Raw genomic sequence first — 14,538 nt, 5'->3', positions numbered from 1 at the left:
CATGCGCTCGATCGACTATTTCGACCGCGGACACGATCTGGATCCGTCGCGCGCCTGCCTGATCGACGCGGCAAGCGGCGAGCGGCTGAGCTTCGCCGAGGTCAAGCTGCTGACCGAGCGGATCGCGACCGCGATGTACGCCAACGGGTTCGAGAACCAGCAGCCGGTGGCGCTCTATGGCCCCAACAGCGCGGCGATCATGGTCGCGCTGCTCGCGATGTGGCGCGCGAACGGCAAGTGGATCCCGGTCAACACGCGCAACGCGATCGACGCGAACGCGGGCTACCTGAACTATGTCCGCTGCGGCTGGATGTTCTATCATTCCAGCATGGAGGCCGATGTCGCCGAGCTGAAGGCGCGCGTTCCGGGCCTGCGCCACTTCGTCTGCCTGGACCGGCGCAACGGCGCCGATCCCTCGCTGGAGGAGTTCATCGCGCCGTTCCCGCAAGGTGACCTGCCCGATTTCTCCGATCCGTTCGGGCGGATGGACGAGATCGTCGGCATCTTCCCCACCGGCGGCACCACGGGGCCGTCGAAAGGGGTGAACGTCACCAACCTGGGCTGGGGCACGATGCTGGAAACGCTGTCCGACGCGGTCGGCGGGCGGACGTCCGATCCGGTTTCGCTGGTCGTGGCGCCAGCCACCCATGCCGCGGGGCCGGTGGCGCTGGGGACGATGATCCTGGGCGCGACCCAGGTGATCCTGCCCGGCTTCGACGCGGAAAAGGTGCTGGCGGCGATCGAGGAATATCGCGTCACGCACATGTATCTGCCGCCGACCGCGCTCTATGGCCTGCTCGGCTCGCCCGATCTGGGGCGGCGCGACACATCGTCGCTGGCGATCTTCATCCTGGTCGGCTCGGCGGTCAGCCCGGAGAAGCTGCGCCAGGCGGTCGAGGTGTTCGGGCCGTGCATGTGCCAGGCCTATGGCCAGGTCGAAAGCCCGATGATCACCACCTGGCTCCCGCCGGAGGTGGTCGCGGCCGCCGCTGCGGGCGACCATCCCGGGCGGCTGGCGAGCTGCGGCCGGCCGACGCGATCGGTGCAGGTGGGCATCATGGACGATGAGGGGCATTTGCTGCCGCCCGGCGAGCGCGGCGAGATCGTGGTGCGCGGCGTCCTGGTCTCGAAGGAATATTTCGAGATGCCCGAGGCGACGGCCGAGGCGCGCGCGTTCGGATGGCACCATACCGGCGATGTCGCCTTCCGCGATGCGGACGGATATCTCTATATCGTCGATCGCAAGAAGGACATGGTCGTCACCGGCGGGTTCAACGTCTTCACCGCCGAGGTGGAGGCCGCCGTGACCGAGCTGGCGCAGGTCCGCGAATGCGCGGTGATCGGCGTGCCGCACGACAAATGGGGCGAATCGGTCCACGCCATCGTCGTCGCGGACGGCATCGGCGAGGCGGAGATCATCGCGCATGCCCGCGAACGGCTGGGCGGGGTGAAGGCGCCCAAGAGCGTCGCATTCGTCGACGAGATCCCGCGCACGCCCGCGGGCAAGATGGACAAGAAAGCGTTGCGCGCCCAGCATTGGGGCGATGCCGCGCGCATGGTGAACTGATGATGCGTTGAGCAGCCGGCAACGTCCGGCACGCTGGGGAGAGGGTGATGACACGGTGGATGATCGGCGCGGCCGCGGGGCTGGCGCTCGTGCTTGCGGGATGCGGCGGCGGCAACGGCGACATGCCCGGGGCGGTCAGCGCGAAGAAGCTGCAGGATGCGGCCGGGGATACGTCGAGCTGGATGAGCTATGGCCGCACCTATGACGAGCAGCGCTTCAGCCCGGCGGACCAGATCAACGCGGGCAACGTCGGACAGCTAGGCCTCGCCTGGTTCGCGGACCTGGACACCGCGCGCGGGCAGGAGGCGACGCCGCTCGTCATCGACGGCAAGATCTACATCACCACGGCTTGGTCCAAGGTGAAGGCCTATGACGGCATCTCCGGCAAGCTGTTGTGGGAATATGATCCCAAGGTTCCGGGCGAGACGGCGGTCAAGGCGTGCTGCGACGTGGTCAACCGCGGGCTGGGCGCCTGGGGCGACAGCCTGTTCCTGGGCACGCTCGACGGGCGGCTGATCTCGCTCGATCGCAATACGGGCAAGGTGAACTGGGAAAAGGTCACCGTCGACCAGTCGAAGAGCTACACGATCACCGGCGCGCCGCGCGTGATCAAGGGGATGGTGATCATCGGCAACGGCGGCGCCGAATTCGGCGTGCGCGGCTATGTCACCGCCTATTCGGCGAAGACCGGCGAGCAGATGTGGCGCTTCTACACCGTCCCGGGCGAGCCCGGATCGGACAAGGAGGACCATCTCAAGAAGGCGGCGGAGACCTGGACCGGCGAATATTGGAAGCTGGGCGGCGGCGGCACCGTTTGGGATGCCATGGCCTATGATCCCGATCTCGACCTCTTGTACATCGGCACCGGCAACGGATCGCCGTGGAACCCCGAATATCGTTCGCCGCAGGGGGGCGACAATCTCTACCTCTCGTCGATCGTCGCGATCCGCCCGAAGACCGGCGAATATGTGTGGCATTTCCAGGAGACCCCGGCCGAGGCATGGGACTTCACCGCCACCCAGCATATCATGCTCGCGGACCTGACCATGGGCGGCAAGCCGCGCAAGGTGCTGATGCACGCGCCGAAGAACGGCTTCTTCTACGTGCTGGATCGCGAGACGGGGCAGTTCATCTCCGGCAACAACTATGTGCCGGTCACCTGGGCGACGGGCCTCGATCCCAAGACGGGGCGGCCGATCGAGAACCCCGACGCGCGCTATTACAAGACTGGCAAGCCGTGGATCGGCATGCCCGGCGCGGGCGGCGCGCATAGCTGGCACCCGATGGCGTTCAACCCGAAGCAGGGGCTGGTCTATATCCCCGCGCAGGTCGCCGCCTTCCCCTATTTCCCCGAACCCGACTGGAAGCCTGCGGCGCAGGGCTTCAACGTCGGCGTGAACATGGCCGCGGGCGCGATGCCCGCCGTTCCCGCGGTGCGCGAAGGCGCCAAGGCTGCGACCAAGGGTGTGCTGATCGCCTGGGACCCGGTGGCGCAGAAGGAGCGCTGGCGCGTGGACTATCCCGGCCCGTGGAACGGCGGCCTGCTCTCCACCGGCGGCGACCTGGTGTTCCAGGGCAATGCGGCGGGCGGCTTCGCGGCCTATTCGGCGGCGGACGGCAAGAAGCTGTGGAACTTCGACGCGCAGACCGGCGTGATCGCCGCGCCGATCACCTACACGATCAACGGCGAGCAATATGTCGCCGTGCTGGCGGGCTGGGGCGGCGTGTGGCCGCTCGCCACCGGGGTCCTCTCCGACAAGTCCGGGCCGGTGCGCAACATCAGCCGCCTGCTGGTGTTCAAGGTGGGCGGCACCGCGAAGCTGCCCGCGCCGCCGCCCAACGACAAGCTGCCGCTCGATCCGCCGCCCGTCACCGGCACGCCGGAGGCGATCGCGGAGGGGGCGAACCTCTACGGCCGCTTCTGCGGCACCTGCCACGGCGATTCGGCCGTCGGGGGGGGCATCACGCCGGACCTGCGCCACTCCAGCGTACTGCATAACCCGCAGAACTGGCAGATGATCGTCCATGACGGCGCGCTGAAGGCCAACGGCATGGTCGCCTGGTCCAACGTGATGAGCGCGGACCAGATCGACCGGATCCGCCTCTACGTCATCAAGCGCGCCAATGAAGACAAGCAGATCGGCCCGCAGTGACGCCCGCTCCCCCGGCTTCGCGCTGCGCAGCATCGCGGGGCCGGGGAGGGCGAAAAATTGTATGCAACATCAACAAATATTGCTATCCGGCCCACCGATTCCCGCGCCAGAAGACCAGAGCAGGAGAGTGATCGATGAATGAGATGGCCGCCTTGCCGCGCCTGTCGCAGCACGCCTACTCCGATGCCGCCAAGCGGGCGCTGAGCCGCCGGCCGGCGCTGTTCATCAACAACGAATGGGTGTCCTCCTCGCACGACAAGACCGTGCCGGTGATGGACCCGTCGAGCGGGCGCGAGGTGACGCGGATCGTCGACGCATCCGACGCCGATGTCGATCGCGCCGTCGCCGCCGCGCGCACTGCGTTCGACGACGGCCGCTGGTCGAACCTGCCGCCGCTGGCGCGCGAGGGGATGATGCACCGGCTGGCCGATCTGATCGCTGCCCATGCCGAAGAGTTCGCCGAGCTGGAGGCGATCGACAACGGCAAGCCCAAGGGCATGGCCGCGGCGGTGGACGTGCCCGGCGCGGTCGGCATGATGCACTATATGGCCGGCTGGGCATCGAAGCTGGGCGGCGAGATGATCGAGCCCTCGTCGGTGCCGCGCGGCATGTTCCATTCCTATGTCCGCCGCGAGCCGGTGGGCGTGGCGGCGCAGATCGTGCCGTGGAACTTCCCGCTGCTGATGGCGGTGCTCAAGATATCCCCGGCGCTGGCCGCGGGCTGCACGCTGGTGCTGAAGCCCGCCGAGCAGACCAGCCTCACCGCGCTGCGCCTGGCCGATCTGGTGGCGGAGGCCGGGTTCCCGGCGGGCGTGATCAACGTGATCACCGGCCTGGGCGAGACCGCGGGCGACCGGCTGGTCAAGCATCCCGACGTGGACAAGGTGGCCTTCACCGGATCGACCGAGGTCGGCAAGATCATCAATCGCAACGCCACCGACACGCTGAAGCGCGTCACGCTGGAGCTGGGCGGCAAGTCGCCGGTGGTGGTGCTGCCCGATGTGGACGTGGAGGCCGCGGCACCGGGTGCGGCGGGCGCGATCTTCTTCAACTCGGGCCAGGTCTGCATCGCCGGATCGCGCCTCTATGCCCACCGCTCGATCTTCGACAAGCTGATCGAGGGCGTGGCGGGCGCCGCCAGCTTCTGGGCGCCGCGCGCCTCGCTCGATCCCGAAGGGCATATGGGGCCGCTGGTCTCCGCCGAGCAGTTCGATCGCGTGATGGGCTATATCGAGGCCGGCAAGCGCGACGGCGCCAGCGTGGCGGTGGGCGGCGACGCGCCCGCTTCGGAGGGCGGCTATTACGTCAACCCCACCGTGCTGGTGGACGTGAAGCCGGGCATGAGCGTGGTCGAGGAGGAGATCTTCGGCCCCGTGGTGGTGGCGCAGCGCTTCGACGATCTGGACGAGGTCGCGCGCGAGGCGAACAATAGCTGTTACGGCCTGGGCGCCGGCATCTGGACGCGCGACGTGGGCGCGATGCACAAGCTGGCTGCCAAGATCAAGGCGGGCACCGTCTGGGGCAATTGCCATGCGGTGATCGATCCGGCGCTGCCCTTCGGCGGCTTCAAGCAATCGGGCCTGGGCCGCGAACAGGCCCGCCAGGGCGTGGAGATGTACACCGAGCTCAAATCGGTGATCATCCAGTTGTGATTTCGCCTTCTCCCCGCATTCGGGGAGGGGCAGGGGAGAGGGAGTTCAGGAGCCCCAATGCCGATCGATCCCGCCAAGTTCACCGCCATCGACGTCCACGTCCACGCCGAGGTTTCGTGCCACGATCCGGAGGACCCGGTGATGGCGGAATTCTTCGACGCGGCCTCGCGCTATTTCAAGACCGATCGCAAGCGGCCGACCATACCGGAAACGATCGCCTTCTACCGCGAACAGAATGTCGCCTTCTGCCTGTTCACCGTGGACAGCGAATCCGCGCTGGGCGCCAAGCGCATCAGCAATTACGAAATCGCGGAAATTGCTGCGCAGCATGACGATATCGTCATCCCCTTCGCGTCGATCGATCCGCGCAAGGGCAAGCTGGGCGCGCGCGAGGCCCGCGACCTGATCGAGAACCACGGGATCAAGGGATTCAAGTTCCACGGCATCGTCCAGGACATCCACCCCGCCGATCGCATCGCCTGGCCGCTGTATGAGGTGATCGATCACTATAAGCTGCCCGCGATCTTCCACACCGGCCATTCTGGCATGGGCACCGGCATGCGCGCGGGCGGCGGCGTGAAGCTGAAGTGGGGCGAGCCGATGCTGATCGACGAGGTCGCGGCCGAGTTCGCCGACATGAAGTTCATCCTGGCGCACCCGAGCTGGCCCTGGACCGACCAGAGCCTGTCGATGGCGCTGCACAAGGAGAATGTCTTCATCGACCTGTCCGGATGGTCGCCCAAATATTTCCCGAAGCAGCTCATCCAGTATGCCAACACCCAGTTGAAGCATAAGATGCTGTTCGGTTCCGATTTCCCGCTGATCCGCCCGGACAAATGGATCGCCGCCGCGCAGGAGGCTGGCTTCCGCGAAGAGGTGATGCCGCTGATCCTGAAGGAGAATGCCGCGAAGGTGCTGAGCCTTTGACGGCCGCGCTCGCCCTTTTACGCCCCGTGATGGAGTATAAGCGATGACGGCGCATGTGATCGACGGGCGCGCGCTCGCCCGAAAGGTGGCTGAGGAGGTCAAGGCCGGCATGGCCGCGCTGCCGCGCGCGCCGGGGCTGGCGGTGATCCTGGCGGGCGACGATCCCGCCAGCCACGTCTATGTGAACAGCAAGGTCAAGCTGGCGCGCGAGGTGGGCTTCGTGTCGGAGCTGGTCCGCCTGCCCGCCGATGTGACCGAGGAACAGGTGCTGGCCGAGGTCGCGAAGCTCAACGCGCGCGACGAGATCGACGGCATCCTGGTCCAGCTCCCGCTGCCGGGCGCGATCAACACGCTGCGCGTGATGGCCGCGATCGATCCGGCGAAGGACGTGGACGGGCTCCATGCGCTCAACGCCGGGCTGTTGTCGCAGGGGGCGGAGCGCGGGCTGATCCCGTGTACGCCGCTCGGCTGCATGAAGATCATCCAGTCGATCGTCCCCGATCTGACCGGCAGTCACGCGGTCGTCATCGGCAGCTCGAACATCGTCGGCAAGCCGATGGCCGCGCTGCTGCTGGAGGCGCGCGCGACCGTGACGATGACGCATATCCACACCCGCGACACGCGCTTCGTGTGCCGTGGCGCCGACATCCTGGTGAGCGCGGTGGGCAAGCCCGGCCTGGTTCGCGGCGACTGGATCAAGCCGCGCGCGGTGGTGATCGACGTGGGCACCACGCGCGTGCCAAAGCCGGAGGGCGGCCACCGCATCGTCGGCGACGTGGCGTTCGACGAGGCGAAGGACATCGCCGGCGCGATCACCCCGGTTCCCGGCGGCGTCGGCCCGATGACGATCGCCTGCCTGATGGAAAACACGCTGAAGGCCGCGCGATTCCGGCTGGCCGCGGCGGGGCGGGTGATCCCCGGCGTGGCCGCGTTGCAATAGGTCCGGTTGGGCCGGGGCAAGGCCGGATTTCCGGAACCGCGGCGATCCCCGCGGTTCCGGTCCGGATCTTCAGTCGCGGAAGACGACGGTGCGGTTGCCGTTGAGCAGCACCCGGTCCTCGACATGATAGTGGACGCCGCGCGCCAGCACGCGCCGTTCGATGTCGCGGCCCTTGCGCACCAGATCCTCGGGCGAATCGGCGTGGCTGATCGCCTCCACGTCCTGGTGGATGATCGGCCCTTCGTCGAGGTCGGCGGTGACGTAATGCGCGGTCGCGCCGATCATCTTCACGCCGCGGGCATAGGCCTGGTGATACGGCTTGGCGCCCTTGAATCCGGGCAGGAAGCTGTGGTGGATGTTGATGCAGCGGCCGGACAGAAAGCTTGCGAGGTCGTCCGACAGGATCTGCATGTAGCGCGCCAGCACCACCAGCTCGGCGCCCGATGCGGTCACCAGTTCCTTGATCTGCGCTTCCTGCTGCGGCTTCGTGGTCTTGGTGATCGGCAGATAGTGATAGGGGATGTCGCCGATCAGCGTGAGGTTCAGCGCCTCGCGCGGGTGATTCGAGATGATGCCCACCGGATCGATGTTCAGCTCGCCGATCCGGTGGCGGTAGAGCAGGTCGCCCAGGCAATGGTCGAACTTCGACACCATCAGCATCACCTTGGTGCGGGTGTCGTTGTCGCGCAGCTTCCAGGTCATCGCGAATCGGTCGGCCAGCGGCTTGAAGGCGGCGCGCAGCCCGTCCAGCTCGGCGGCCCCCTCAAGCCGCTCGAAAACCACGCGCATGAAGAAGCGGCCCGATTCGCGATCGTCGAATTGCTGCGCTTCCAGAATGTTGCAGTTGCTCGACGCGATCATGGTCGCGACTGCGGCCACCAGCCCAGGCTGGTCGTCGCAGGATAGCGTGAGCGTGAAGGCATTTCCCATGGTGCTTCCTCGTCCCTCGTCGTTTCGTGCCGCAATTTTGTGCGGTTCACCGATGCAATAAACTGTTTGTCCTACATACAAAGTTTTGTATGCAGTGCGAACGAATTTTGAAACCCGGCGCGATCGGCGGGCAGGGAGCAGAGACCGGCTTCCTGTTTTGCCGTGGGCGCCGATCTTGTCGAAGTAGGAGAGCGATATGACCGCGAAGAATCTGGAGGAGGTGCTCAACGCAGCGGGTAACCCCGTGGAAATGCTGCGCAACTCGCAGATTGGCGCTTACGTCTACCCCGTAGTTGCGCCGGAATTCTCGAACTGGCGCAGCGAGCAGTGGGCGTGGCAGCATTCCGCGGTGCTGTTCGACCAGACCCACCACATGGTGGACCTCTACATCCGCGGCAAGGACGCGCTGAAGCTCCTCACCGACACCATGATCAACAGCCCCAAGGGCTGGACCGTCAACAAGGCCAAGCAGTACGTCCCCACCACGCCCTATGGCCATGTGATCGGCGACGGCATCATCTTCTGGCTGGCCGAGGAAGAGTTCGTCTACGTCGGCCGCGCGCCCGCCGCGAACTGGCTGATGTACCATGGCGAGACCGGCGGCTACGACGTCGAGATCGTGCATGACGATCGTTCGCCCAGCCGCCCGATGGGCAAGCCGGTGAAGCGCATCTCGTGGCGCTTCCAGATCCAGGGCCCCCAGGCGTGGAACGTGATCGAGAAGCTGCACGGCGGCCCGCTGGAGCAGCTCAAGTTCTTCAACATGTCGACGATGAACATCGCCGGCCACACGATCCGCACGCTGCGCCACGGCATGGCGGGTGCGCCGGGCCTGGAGATCTGGGGCCCCTATGAGACCCAGGAAGAAATCCGCGCCGCGATCCTGGAAGCCGGCAAGGAATTCGGCCTGATCCCGGTCGGCAGCCGCGCCTATCCGTCGAACACGCTGGAAAGCGGCTGGATCCCCTCGCCGCTGCCCGCGATCTACACCGGCGACAAGCTCAAGGGCTATCGCGAGTGGCTGAGCGCTTCGTCCTATGAGGCGACCGGCGCGATCGGCGGCAGCTTCGTCTCCGACAACATCGAGGATTACTACCTCAACCCGTGGGAGCTGGGCTATGGCCCGTTCGTCAAGTTCGACCACGATTTCCACGGCCGCGAGGCGCTGGAGAAGCTCGATCCGGCCACCCAGCGCAAGAAGGTGACGCTGGCCTGGAACGCGGACGACATGAAGAAGGTCATGGGCTCGCTGTTCGATCCGGAGGGCGAGCAGTACAAGTTCTTCGATCTGCCGCTGGCCAACTATGCCAACACCAACGCCGATCGCGTCGTCGATGCGGGCGGCACCACGGTCGGCCTGTCGATGTTCACCGGCTATTCCTACAATGAGAAGAAGGCGCTCAGCCTGGCGACCATCGATCACGAGATCCCGGTCGGCACCGAGCTGCGCGTCGTTTGGGGCGAAGGCCCGAACACCCGCAAGACCACGGTCGAGCCGCACAAGCAGATCGAGGTCCGCGCGGTCGTCAGCCCCGTTCCCTACTCGAACGTGGCGCGCGAAACCTATCAGGAGGGCTGGCGCACCGGCCGCACCGCCTGAGGCTCCACAGCCGCAAGGCGCACAGGATGAACGCCCGGACCGCGAGGATCATCGCGGCCGGGCGTCCATCCGGCCCGGGAGGCCCGAGAGGAATGCCATGGCTACGCAGTTGATCCATCCCAACTGGGACAAGACCCCCGCGATCATCACCGAAGGCTTCAGCCTGGAGATGACCGCCAAGGACGAGCCGGCGCTGCGCGACGCCGCGCCGCTCATCCCCGCCGAGACCCCGATCGCGGTCACCTTCCTGCCTGGCGAGGAGGTCGCCGCGCGCATCGCCGCCACGGCCGCGGTGCGCGAGCTGGGCTTCGAACCGATGCCGCACTTCTCCGCGCGCCGCATCCTTTCGACCGATGATTTCGAAGGCTATCTGAAGGCGGTGGTCGAACGCGCCGGGGTGAAGCGCTGCTTCATCGTCGCGGGCGATCCGCCCGAGCCGCAGGGGCCGTTCGCCGACACATCGGCACTGATCGCCACCGGCGCGTTCGAGCGCGCGGGCGTCCAGGCCATCGGCGTCGGCGGCCATCCCGAGGGCCATCCGAACATGACCGTCGCCCAGACCTGGGAGGTGCTGGAAGCGAAGGTGGCGGAGATCGCGCGGCGCGGCATGTCGCCGCTGATCGTCACCCAGTTCGGGTTCGATCCCGAAGCGTTCCTGGCGTGGCTGAAGGAACTGCGCGTGCGCGGCATCGATTGCCCGGTGCGGATCGGCGTGCCCGGTCCTGCGGGGATCAAGCGCCTGCTCGCCTATGCCGCGCGCTGCGGCGTCGGCGCGTCCACCGCGGTGCTGAAGAAATACGGCATCTCGGTCACCAACCTGCTGGGCAGCGCGGGGCCGGACAAGCTGGTCGACGCCTTCCAGCGCGGGCTGGGGCCGGAGCACGGCCGGGTGCGGCTGCACTTCTATCCATTCGGCGGCATGACCAAGACGCTCGAATGGATCAGCGAATACGAACGGCGCCACGCCGGCGCGTGACCGGCCGGGGCCGTCTTCGGCACGCCTGAAGACGGCTCCCGCCCGGGCATCCGGCACGGCCGGGGTCAGCGATAGCTGACCACCTCGAACTCGCTGCCGTCATAATCCAGGAAGTAGAAGCGCCTGCCGGGGTCATAGTCGCCGTGGCTGAAAGGCTTCAGCCCCTCCGCCACCACGCGCGCCTCGATCGCGTCTAGATCCTCGACCAGCACGCCGACATGGTTGAACGGGCGCCCCTTCACGAAGCGTTCGGCCGGCGTCGCCTCGCCTTCGAGCGTGTAGAGCGCGAGATAGCAGCGATCGTCGCCGACATGCACCGTGCGCCCGCCCATCTGCGCCGGCCCGGACCAGCGGACATGCCAGCCGAACAGCCGCGCCATCAGCGCCGCGGTGCGCTCCGGATCGCGCACGGTCAGGTTCACATGTTCGAGATAGGGCATGGCGGCTCCTCCAGCTTGATTCATCCTGCCCAAGCCCGCTACAACCTCAAGCTAAGTTGAGGTCAAGGGATTTGCAAAGGGCGATGGCTGGGCGCGGGAACGAAGTGCTGACGATCGGCGATCTCGCCGCCCGCACGGGACTGAGCGTCTCGGCGATCCGCTTCTATGAGGCGAAGGGGCTGGTGCATCCGTTCCGCACCGCGGGCGGCCAGCGGCGCTTCCTGCGCTCGGACATCCGCCGCCTGTCGTTCGCGCTGATCGCGCAGCAGCTCGGCTTCACCATCCCCCAGATCGCGGCGGAGCTGGGCGGCCTGCCGGAAGGGCGCACGCCCACCCAGGCGGACTGGCGGCGGATCAGCAAGGGCGTGCTGCGTGCGCTGGACGATCGCATCGCCGCGCTGGAGCGGACGCGCGGCAACCTGGAAAACTGCATCGGCTGTGGCTGCCTGAGCCTGCGGCGCTGCGCGCTCTACAATCCGGAAGACCGCGCCGCGAAGGCCGGCCCCGGCCCGCGCTACGCGATGGGGTGAGGCGGCCTTATCCGCCGCAGACCTCGGCGATCTTGGCGTCGCCGATCGATCCTTCCTGCACGGGGGACCACTTCGCCTCCGACGCGGTCTGGTTCAGCGTGCGAAGCACATTGCCGTCGCGGCCATAGGCGATCGTCCGGCGCAGCCGCAGCGCCCGCGCGGCGCAGTCATAATCCTCCAGCGCCTTGCGCTCGCTGACGTCGCCCGTTTCGACCGCGCTATAGTCCGATTTGGTCCAGGCCTGCGGATAGCCCTCCACCGTCTGGATCGAATCGCGGTCGATCCAGAACACAATGCCCTCCTTGCTGGTTGTGAGCACCTGCCAGTCTTCGGCCAGCGCCGGGGCGGCGGAAAGCAGTGCGGCGGCGGCGGCGGGCCAGGCGAGCAATCGGATCGGGATGCGCATGGCCCGATGCTATCATCCGCAGGCGTGGCTGCCCATATGCCGCGGAGCTTTACGCGCGCGATGCCAGCCGCGATAACGTGCAACCCCCGCGGCCGCGGGGATCGGAAACCCGGAGTCTTGGGAATGCGCGCATGGTTGATGGGGCTGGTATTGTTCGCGTCGGGGGCGCCCGCAATGGCCGCTGATCCCGGTCCCCAGCCGCCGCAACTCACGCTCGAGCGCGTCTTCGCCAGCCCCGATCTGGCGGGCGCTCAGCCGCGTGCGATGAAGCTGTCGCCGGACGGAAAATGGCTCACCGTGCTGCGCAACCGCGAGGAGGAGCGCGACCGTTTCGACCTGTGGGCGATGGATACCGCCAGCGGCGAATGGCGCATGCTGGTCGATTCCCGCAAGATCGGCTCCGGCGCCGAGCTGTCCGAGGCGGAGAAGATGCAGCGCGAGCGCGCGCGCATCGGCGGCATCCGCGGCATCGTTTCCTATGACTGGTCGCCCGACGCCCGATCGATCCTCGTTCCGCTCGACGGCGAACTCTACCTGGCCGATCTGGAGGGCAACGTCCGCAAGCTGCCCGGCAACAGCCGCGACGCGCTCAACCCGGAGGTGGGCCCCGGCGGACGCTATGCCAGCTTCGTGCGCGGCCAGAATCTGGTGCTGGTCGATCTGGCCGGCGGCGGCGAGCGCGTGCTGACGCAGGACGGCGGCGGCACCGTGCATTGGGGCGAGGCGGAGTTCGTCGCGCAGGAGGAGATGGACCGGTTCGACGGCTATTGGTGGGCGCCCGGCGACACCCGCATCGCCGTCCAGCGCTTCGACGAGGCGCCGGTCGGCATCGTCAGCCGCGCCGCGATCGGCGCCGAGGGCACGCGCGTCTATGACCAGCGCTATCCCAAGGCGGGCACGCCCAATGTGCGCAACGAACTGTGGATCATGCGCCCCGACGGCAGCGGCAAGGTGAAGGCTGATCTGGGGACGGAAACCGACATCTATCTGGCCCGCGTGCAATGGGCCTGGGGCGGCAAGGCGCTGCTCGTCCAGCGCCAGAGCCGCGACCAGAAGACGCTGGACCTGCTCAGCATCGATCCGGACAGCGGCAGGTCCACGCTGCTGTTCACCGAGAAATCGGGCGAGCGGAGCTGGGTGAACCTTTCGAACGCGCTGACCCCCACGCGCGACGGCGGGCTGATCTGGTGGTCCGAACGCGACGGCCACGGCCATCTCTATCGCTGGAAGGCGGGCAAATGGACCCAGCTCACCAAGGGCGATTGGGAGGTGTTCCAGCTCGTCCGGTTGGATGAGGACAAGGGCCGGCTCTATTTCGCCGGAAACCGCGACGGCGTGCTCGAACGGCATCTGTACCTGCTCGATCTGGCGCACGGGAACCGCATCACCCGGCTGACCGATGCGGGCTGGTGGAACATGGCGACGATGGATACGCGCGCCACCCGCGCGATCGTCACCCGATCCAATCCGGGCCAGCCGCCACAGACCTATCTCGCCGATGCGGACGGCAAGCGCGTCGCCTGGATCAACCAGAACGCGGTCGCCGATCCGGCGCACCCCTATCACCCCTATCTCGCCGCGCATCGCGAGCGCAGCTTCGGCACGATCAAGGCCGCGGACGGCACCGAACTTCAGTGGGAGATGATCACGCCCCCGCTGGAGCCCGGCAAGCGCTATCCGGTGTTCTTCCAGCATTATGGCGGCCCGCACGCGCAGCAGGTCAGCCGCCAGTGGGGCGGGGCGCTCCAGCAATATCTGGTCGCCCGCGGCTACATCTGGTTCCAGCTCGACAACCGCGGCTCGGCCAATCGCGGCAAGGCGTTCGAAGACCATATCTATCGCGCGATGGGCGGGGTGGAAGTCGCCGACCAGCTTGCCGGCGCGGCCTATCTGAAGTCGCTCGATTTCGTCGATCCGGATCGCGTCGCCACCTATGGCTGGTCCTATGGCGGGTACATGACGCTGAAGATGCTGGAGGCCGCGCCCGGCACCTTCGCCGCGGGGGTGGCGGGGGCGCCGGTGAGTAAATGGGAACTCTATGACACCCATTATACCGAACGCTACATGGGCGACCCGCGCGAGGTGCCGGAGGCCTATGCCAAGGCCGATACGGTGGGCGACGCGCTGAAGATCGCCGATCCGCTGCTGATCATCCACGGCATGGCCGACGACAATGTCGTGCTGGAGCACAGCACGGTGATGCTCGCGAAGCTCCAGCAGGGCGCGGTGCCGTTCGAAACGATGCTCTACCCGGGCCAGACCCATCGCGTGGGCGGCCCGGGCGTCAGCGTGCATCTGTGGAAGACGATCCTCGGCTTCCTGGACCGCAGCCTGGAGAAATAGGCCGCGCCGTTCCTCCCCGGAGCCGAAGCCGGGGAGGAGCGCCGCACCCTATCGACACTATCGACACGATCCGG

12 protein-coding genes are annotated in these 14,538 nt (G+C 67.1%); 9 read left to right on the top strand and 3 right to left on the bottom strand.

Annotated features, from left to right (window positions below):
* Position 1: 1 nt before the first annotated feature.
* From OM513_RS15970 to OM513_RS15950, 5 genes are all read left to right on the top strand, one after another.
* Positions 2-1,567 (top strand): AMP-binding protein, encoded by a 1,566-nt coding sequence (locus tag OM513_RS15970; protein WP_264945595.1) that lies wholly within the window; start codon positions 2-4, stop codon positions 1,565-1,567.
* Positions 1,568-1,614: 47 nt separating this feature from the next.
* Positions 1,615-3,720: a PQQ-dependent dehydrogenase, methanol/ethanol family gene (locus tag OM513_RS15965; protein ID WP_264945594.1), complete on the top strand. Its 2,106-nt coding sequence runs from the start codon at positions 1,615-1,617 to the stop codon at positions 3,718-3,720.
* A 134-nt stretch (positions 3,721-3,854) separates the two neighbouring features.
* Positions 3,855-5,372: an aldehyde dehydrogenase family protein gene (locus OM513_RS15960; RefSeq protein WP_264945593.1), complete on the top strand. Its 1,518-nt coding sequence runs from the start codon at positions 3,855-3,857 to the stop codon at positions 5,370-5,372.
* Positions 5,373-5,429: 57 nt separating this feature from the next.
* Positions 5,430-6,299, top strand: a complete 870-nt coding sequence (locus OM513_RS15955) for an amidohydrolase family protein (RefSeq protein WP_319951625.1) — start codon at positions 5,430-5,432, stop codon at positions 6,297-6,299.
* Positions 6,300-6,342: 43 nt separating this feature from the next.
* Positions 6,343-7,239, top strand: coding sequence for a bifunctional 5,10-methylenetetrahydrofolate dehydrogenase/5,10-methenyltetrahydrofolate cyclohydrolase (locus tag OM513_RS15950; protein WP_264945591.1), 897 nt, complete (start codon positions 6,343-6,345; stop codon positions 7,237-7,239).
* A gap of 69 nt (positions 7,240-7,308) precedes the next feature.
* Here OM513_RS15950 and purU read toward each other — a convergent pair whose 3' ends face one another.
* A complete protein-coding gene (gene purU / locus OM513_RS15945; protein WP_264945590.1) occupies positions 7,309-8,169 on the bottom strand; it encodes a formyltetrahydrofolate deformylase in 861 nt (286 codons plus the stop codon).
* Between the two features lie 196 nt (positions 8,170-8,365).
* Here purU and ligM point away from each other — a divergent pair, with 196 nt between their 5' ends.
* Both ligM and OM513_RS15935 read left to right on the top strand, forming a co-directional pair.
* Positions 8,366-9,769, top strand: coding sequence for a vanillate/3-O-methylgallate O-demethylase (ligM, locus tag OM513_RS15940; RefSeq protein ID WP_264945589.1), 1,404 nt, complete (start codon positions 8,366-8,368; stop codon positions 9,767-9,769).
* Between the two features lie 97 nt (positions 9,770-9,866).
* A complete protein-coding gene (locus OM513_RS15935; RefSeq protein ID WP_264945587.1) occupies positions 9,867-10,745 on the top strand; it encodes a methylenetetrahydrofolate reductase in 879 nt (292 codons plus the stop codon).
* 65 nt (positions 10,746-10,810) lie between these two features.
* Here OM513_RS15935 and OM513_RS15930 read toward each other — a convergent pair whose 3' ends face one another.
* Positions 10,811-11,185: a VOC family protein gene (locus OM513_RS15930; RefSeq protein WP_264945585.1), complete on the bottom strand. Its 375-nt coding sequence runs from the start codon at positions 11,183-11,185 to the stop codon at positions 10,811-10,813.
* An 83-nt stretch (positions 11,186-11,268) separates the two neighbouring features.
* Between OM513_RS15930 and soxR the strand changes: the two genes are divergently transcribed.
* Positions 11,269-11,715 (top strand): redox-sensitive transcriptional activator SoxR, encoded by a 447-nt coding sequence (gene soxR, locus OM513_RS15925; RefSeq protein WP_264945584.1) that lies wholly within the window; start codon positions 11,269-11,271, stop codon positions 11,713-11,715.
* 7 nt (positions 11,716-11,722) lie between these two features.
* On the opposite strand, the gene OM513_RS15920 is transcribed toward soxR, so the two are convergent.
* Positions 11,723-12,121: a surface-adhesin E family protein gene (locus tag OM513_RS15920; protein WP_264945583.1), complete on the bottom strand. Its 399-nt coding sequence runs from the start codon at positions 12,119-12,121 to the stop codon at positions 11,723-11,725.
* A gap of 123 nt (positions 12,122-12,244) precedes the next feature.
* Between OM513_RS15920 and OM513_RS15915 the strand changes: the two genes are divergently transcribed.
* The gene (locus OM513_RS15915) at positions 12,245-14,464 is read left to right on the top strand and encodes a S9 family peptidase (protein ID WP_264945581.1); all 2,220 of its coding nucleotides are present in this window, start codon (positions 12,245-12,247) and stop codon (positions 14,462-14,464) included.
* Positions 14,465-14,538: the final 74 nt, after the last annotated feature.

The organism is Sphingomonas canadensis, from assembly GCF_026013525.1.
Taxonomy (GTDB): domain Bacteria; phylum Pseudomonadota; class Alphaproteobacteria; order Sphingomonadales; family Sphingomonadaceae; genus Sphingomonas; species Sphingomonas canadensis.
The sequence above is the reverse complement of the archived record's forward strand: the minus strand, read 5'-3'. Positions and strand labels throughout refer to the sequence as shown.

What these genes read in the sequence shown, in the direction of transcription:
- OM513_RS15970 (WP_264945595.1), top strand. Translation starts at nt 2, where the DNA reads ATGCGCTCGATCGACTATTTCGACCGCGGACACGATCTGGATCCGTCG.
- OM513_RS15965 (WP_264945594.1), top strand. Translation starts at nt 1,615, where the DNA reads ATGACACGGTGGATGATCGGCGCGGCCGCGGGGCTGGCGCTCGTGCTT.
- OM513_RS15960 (WP_264945593.1), top strand. Translation starts at nt 3,855, where the DNA reads ATGAATGAGATGGCCGCCTTGCCGCGCCTGTCGCAGCACGCCTACTCC.
- OM513_RS15955 (WP_319951625.1), top strand. Translation starts at nt 5,430, where the DNA reads ATGCCGATCGATCCCGCCAAGTTCACCGCCATCGACGTCCACGTCCAC.
- OM513_RS15950 (WP_264945591.1), top strand. Translation starts at nt 6,343, where the DNA reads ATGACGGCGCATGTGATCGACGGGCGCGCGCTCGCCCGAAAGGTGGCT.
- purU (WP_264945590.1), bottom strand. Translation starts at nt 8,169, where the DNA reads ATGGGAAATGCCTTCACGCTCACGCTATCCTGCGACGACCAGCCTGGG.
- ligM (WP_264945589.1), top strand. Translation starts at nt 8,366, where the DNA reads ATGACCGCGAAGAATCTGGAGGAGGTGCTCAACGCAGCGGGTAACCCC.
- OM513_RS15935 (WP_264945587.1), top strand. Translation starts at nt 9,867, where the DNA reads ATGGCTACGCAGTTGATCCATCCCAACTGGGACAAGACCCCCGCGATC.
- OM513_RS15930 (WP_264945585.1), bottom strand. Translation starts at nt 11,185, where the DNA reads ATGCCCTATCTCGAACATGTGAACCTGACCGTGCGCGATCCGGAGCGC.
- soxR (WP_264945584.1), top strand. Translation starts at nt 11,269, where the DNA reads ATGGCTGGGCGCGGGAACGAAGTGCTGACGATCGGCGATCTCGCCGCC.
- OM513_RS15920 (WP_264945583.1), bottom strand. Translation starts at nt 12,121, where the DNA reads ATGCGCATCCCGATCCGATTGCTCGCCTGGCCCGCCGCCGCCGCCGCA.
- OM513_RS15915 (WP_264945581.1), top strand. Translation starts at nt 12,245, where the DNA reads ATGCGCGCATGGTTGATGGGGCTGGTATTGTTCGCGTCGGGGGCGCCC.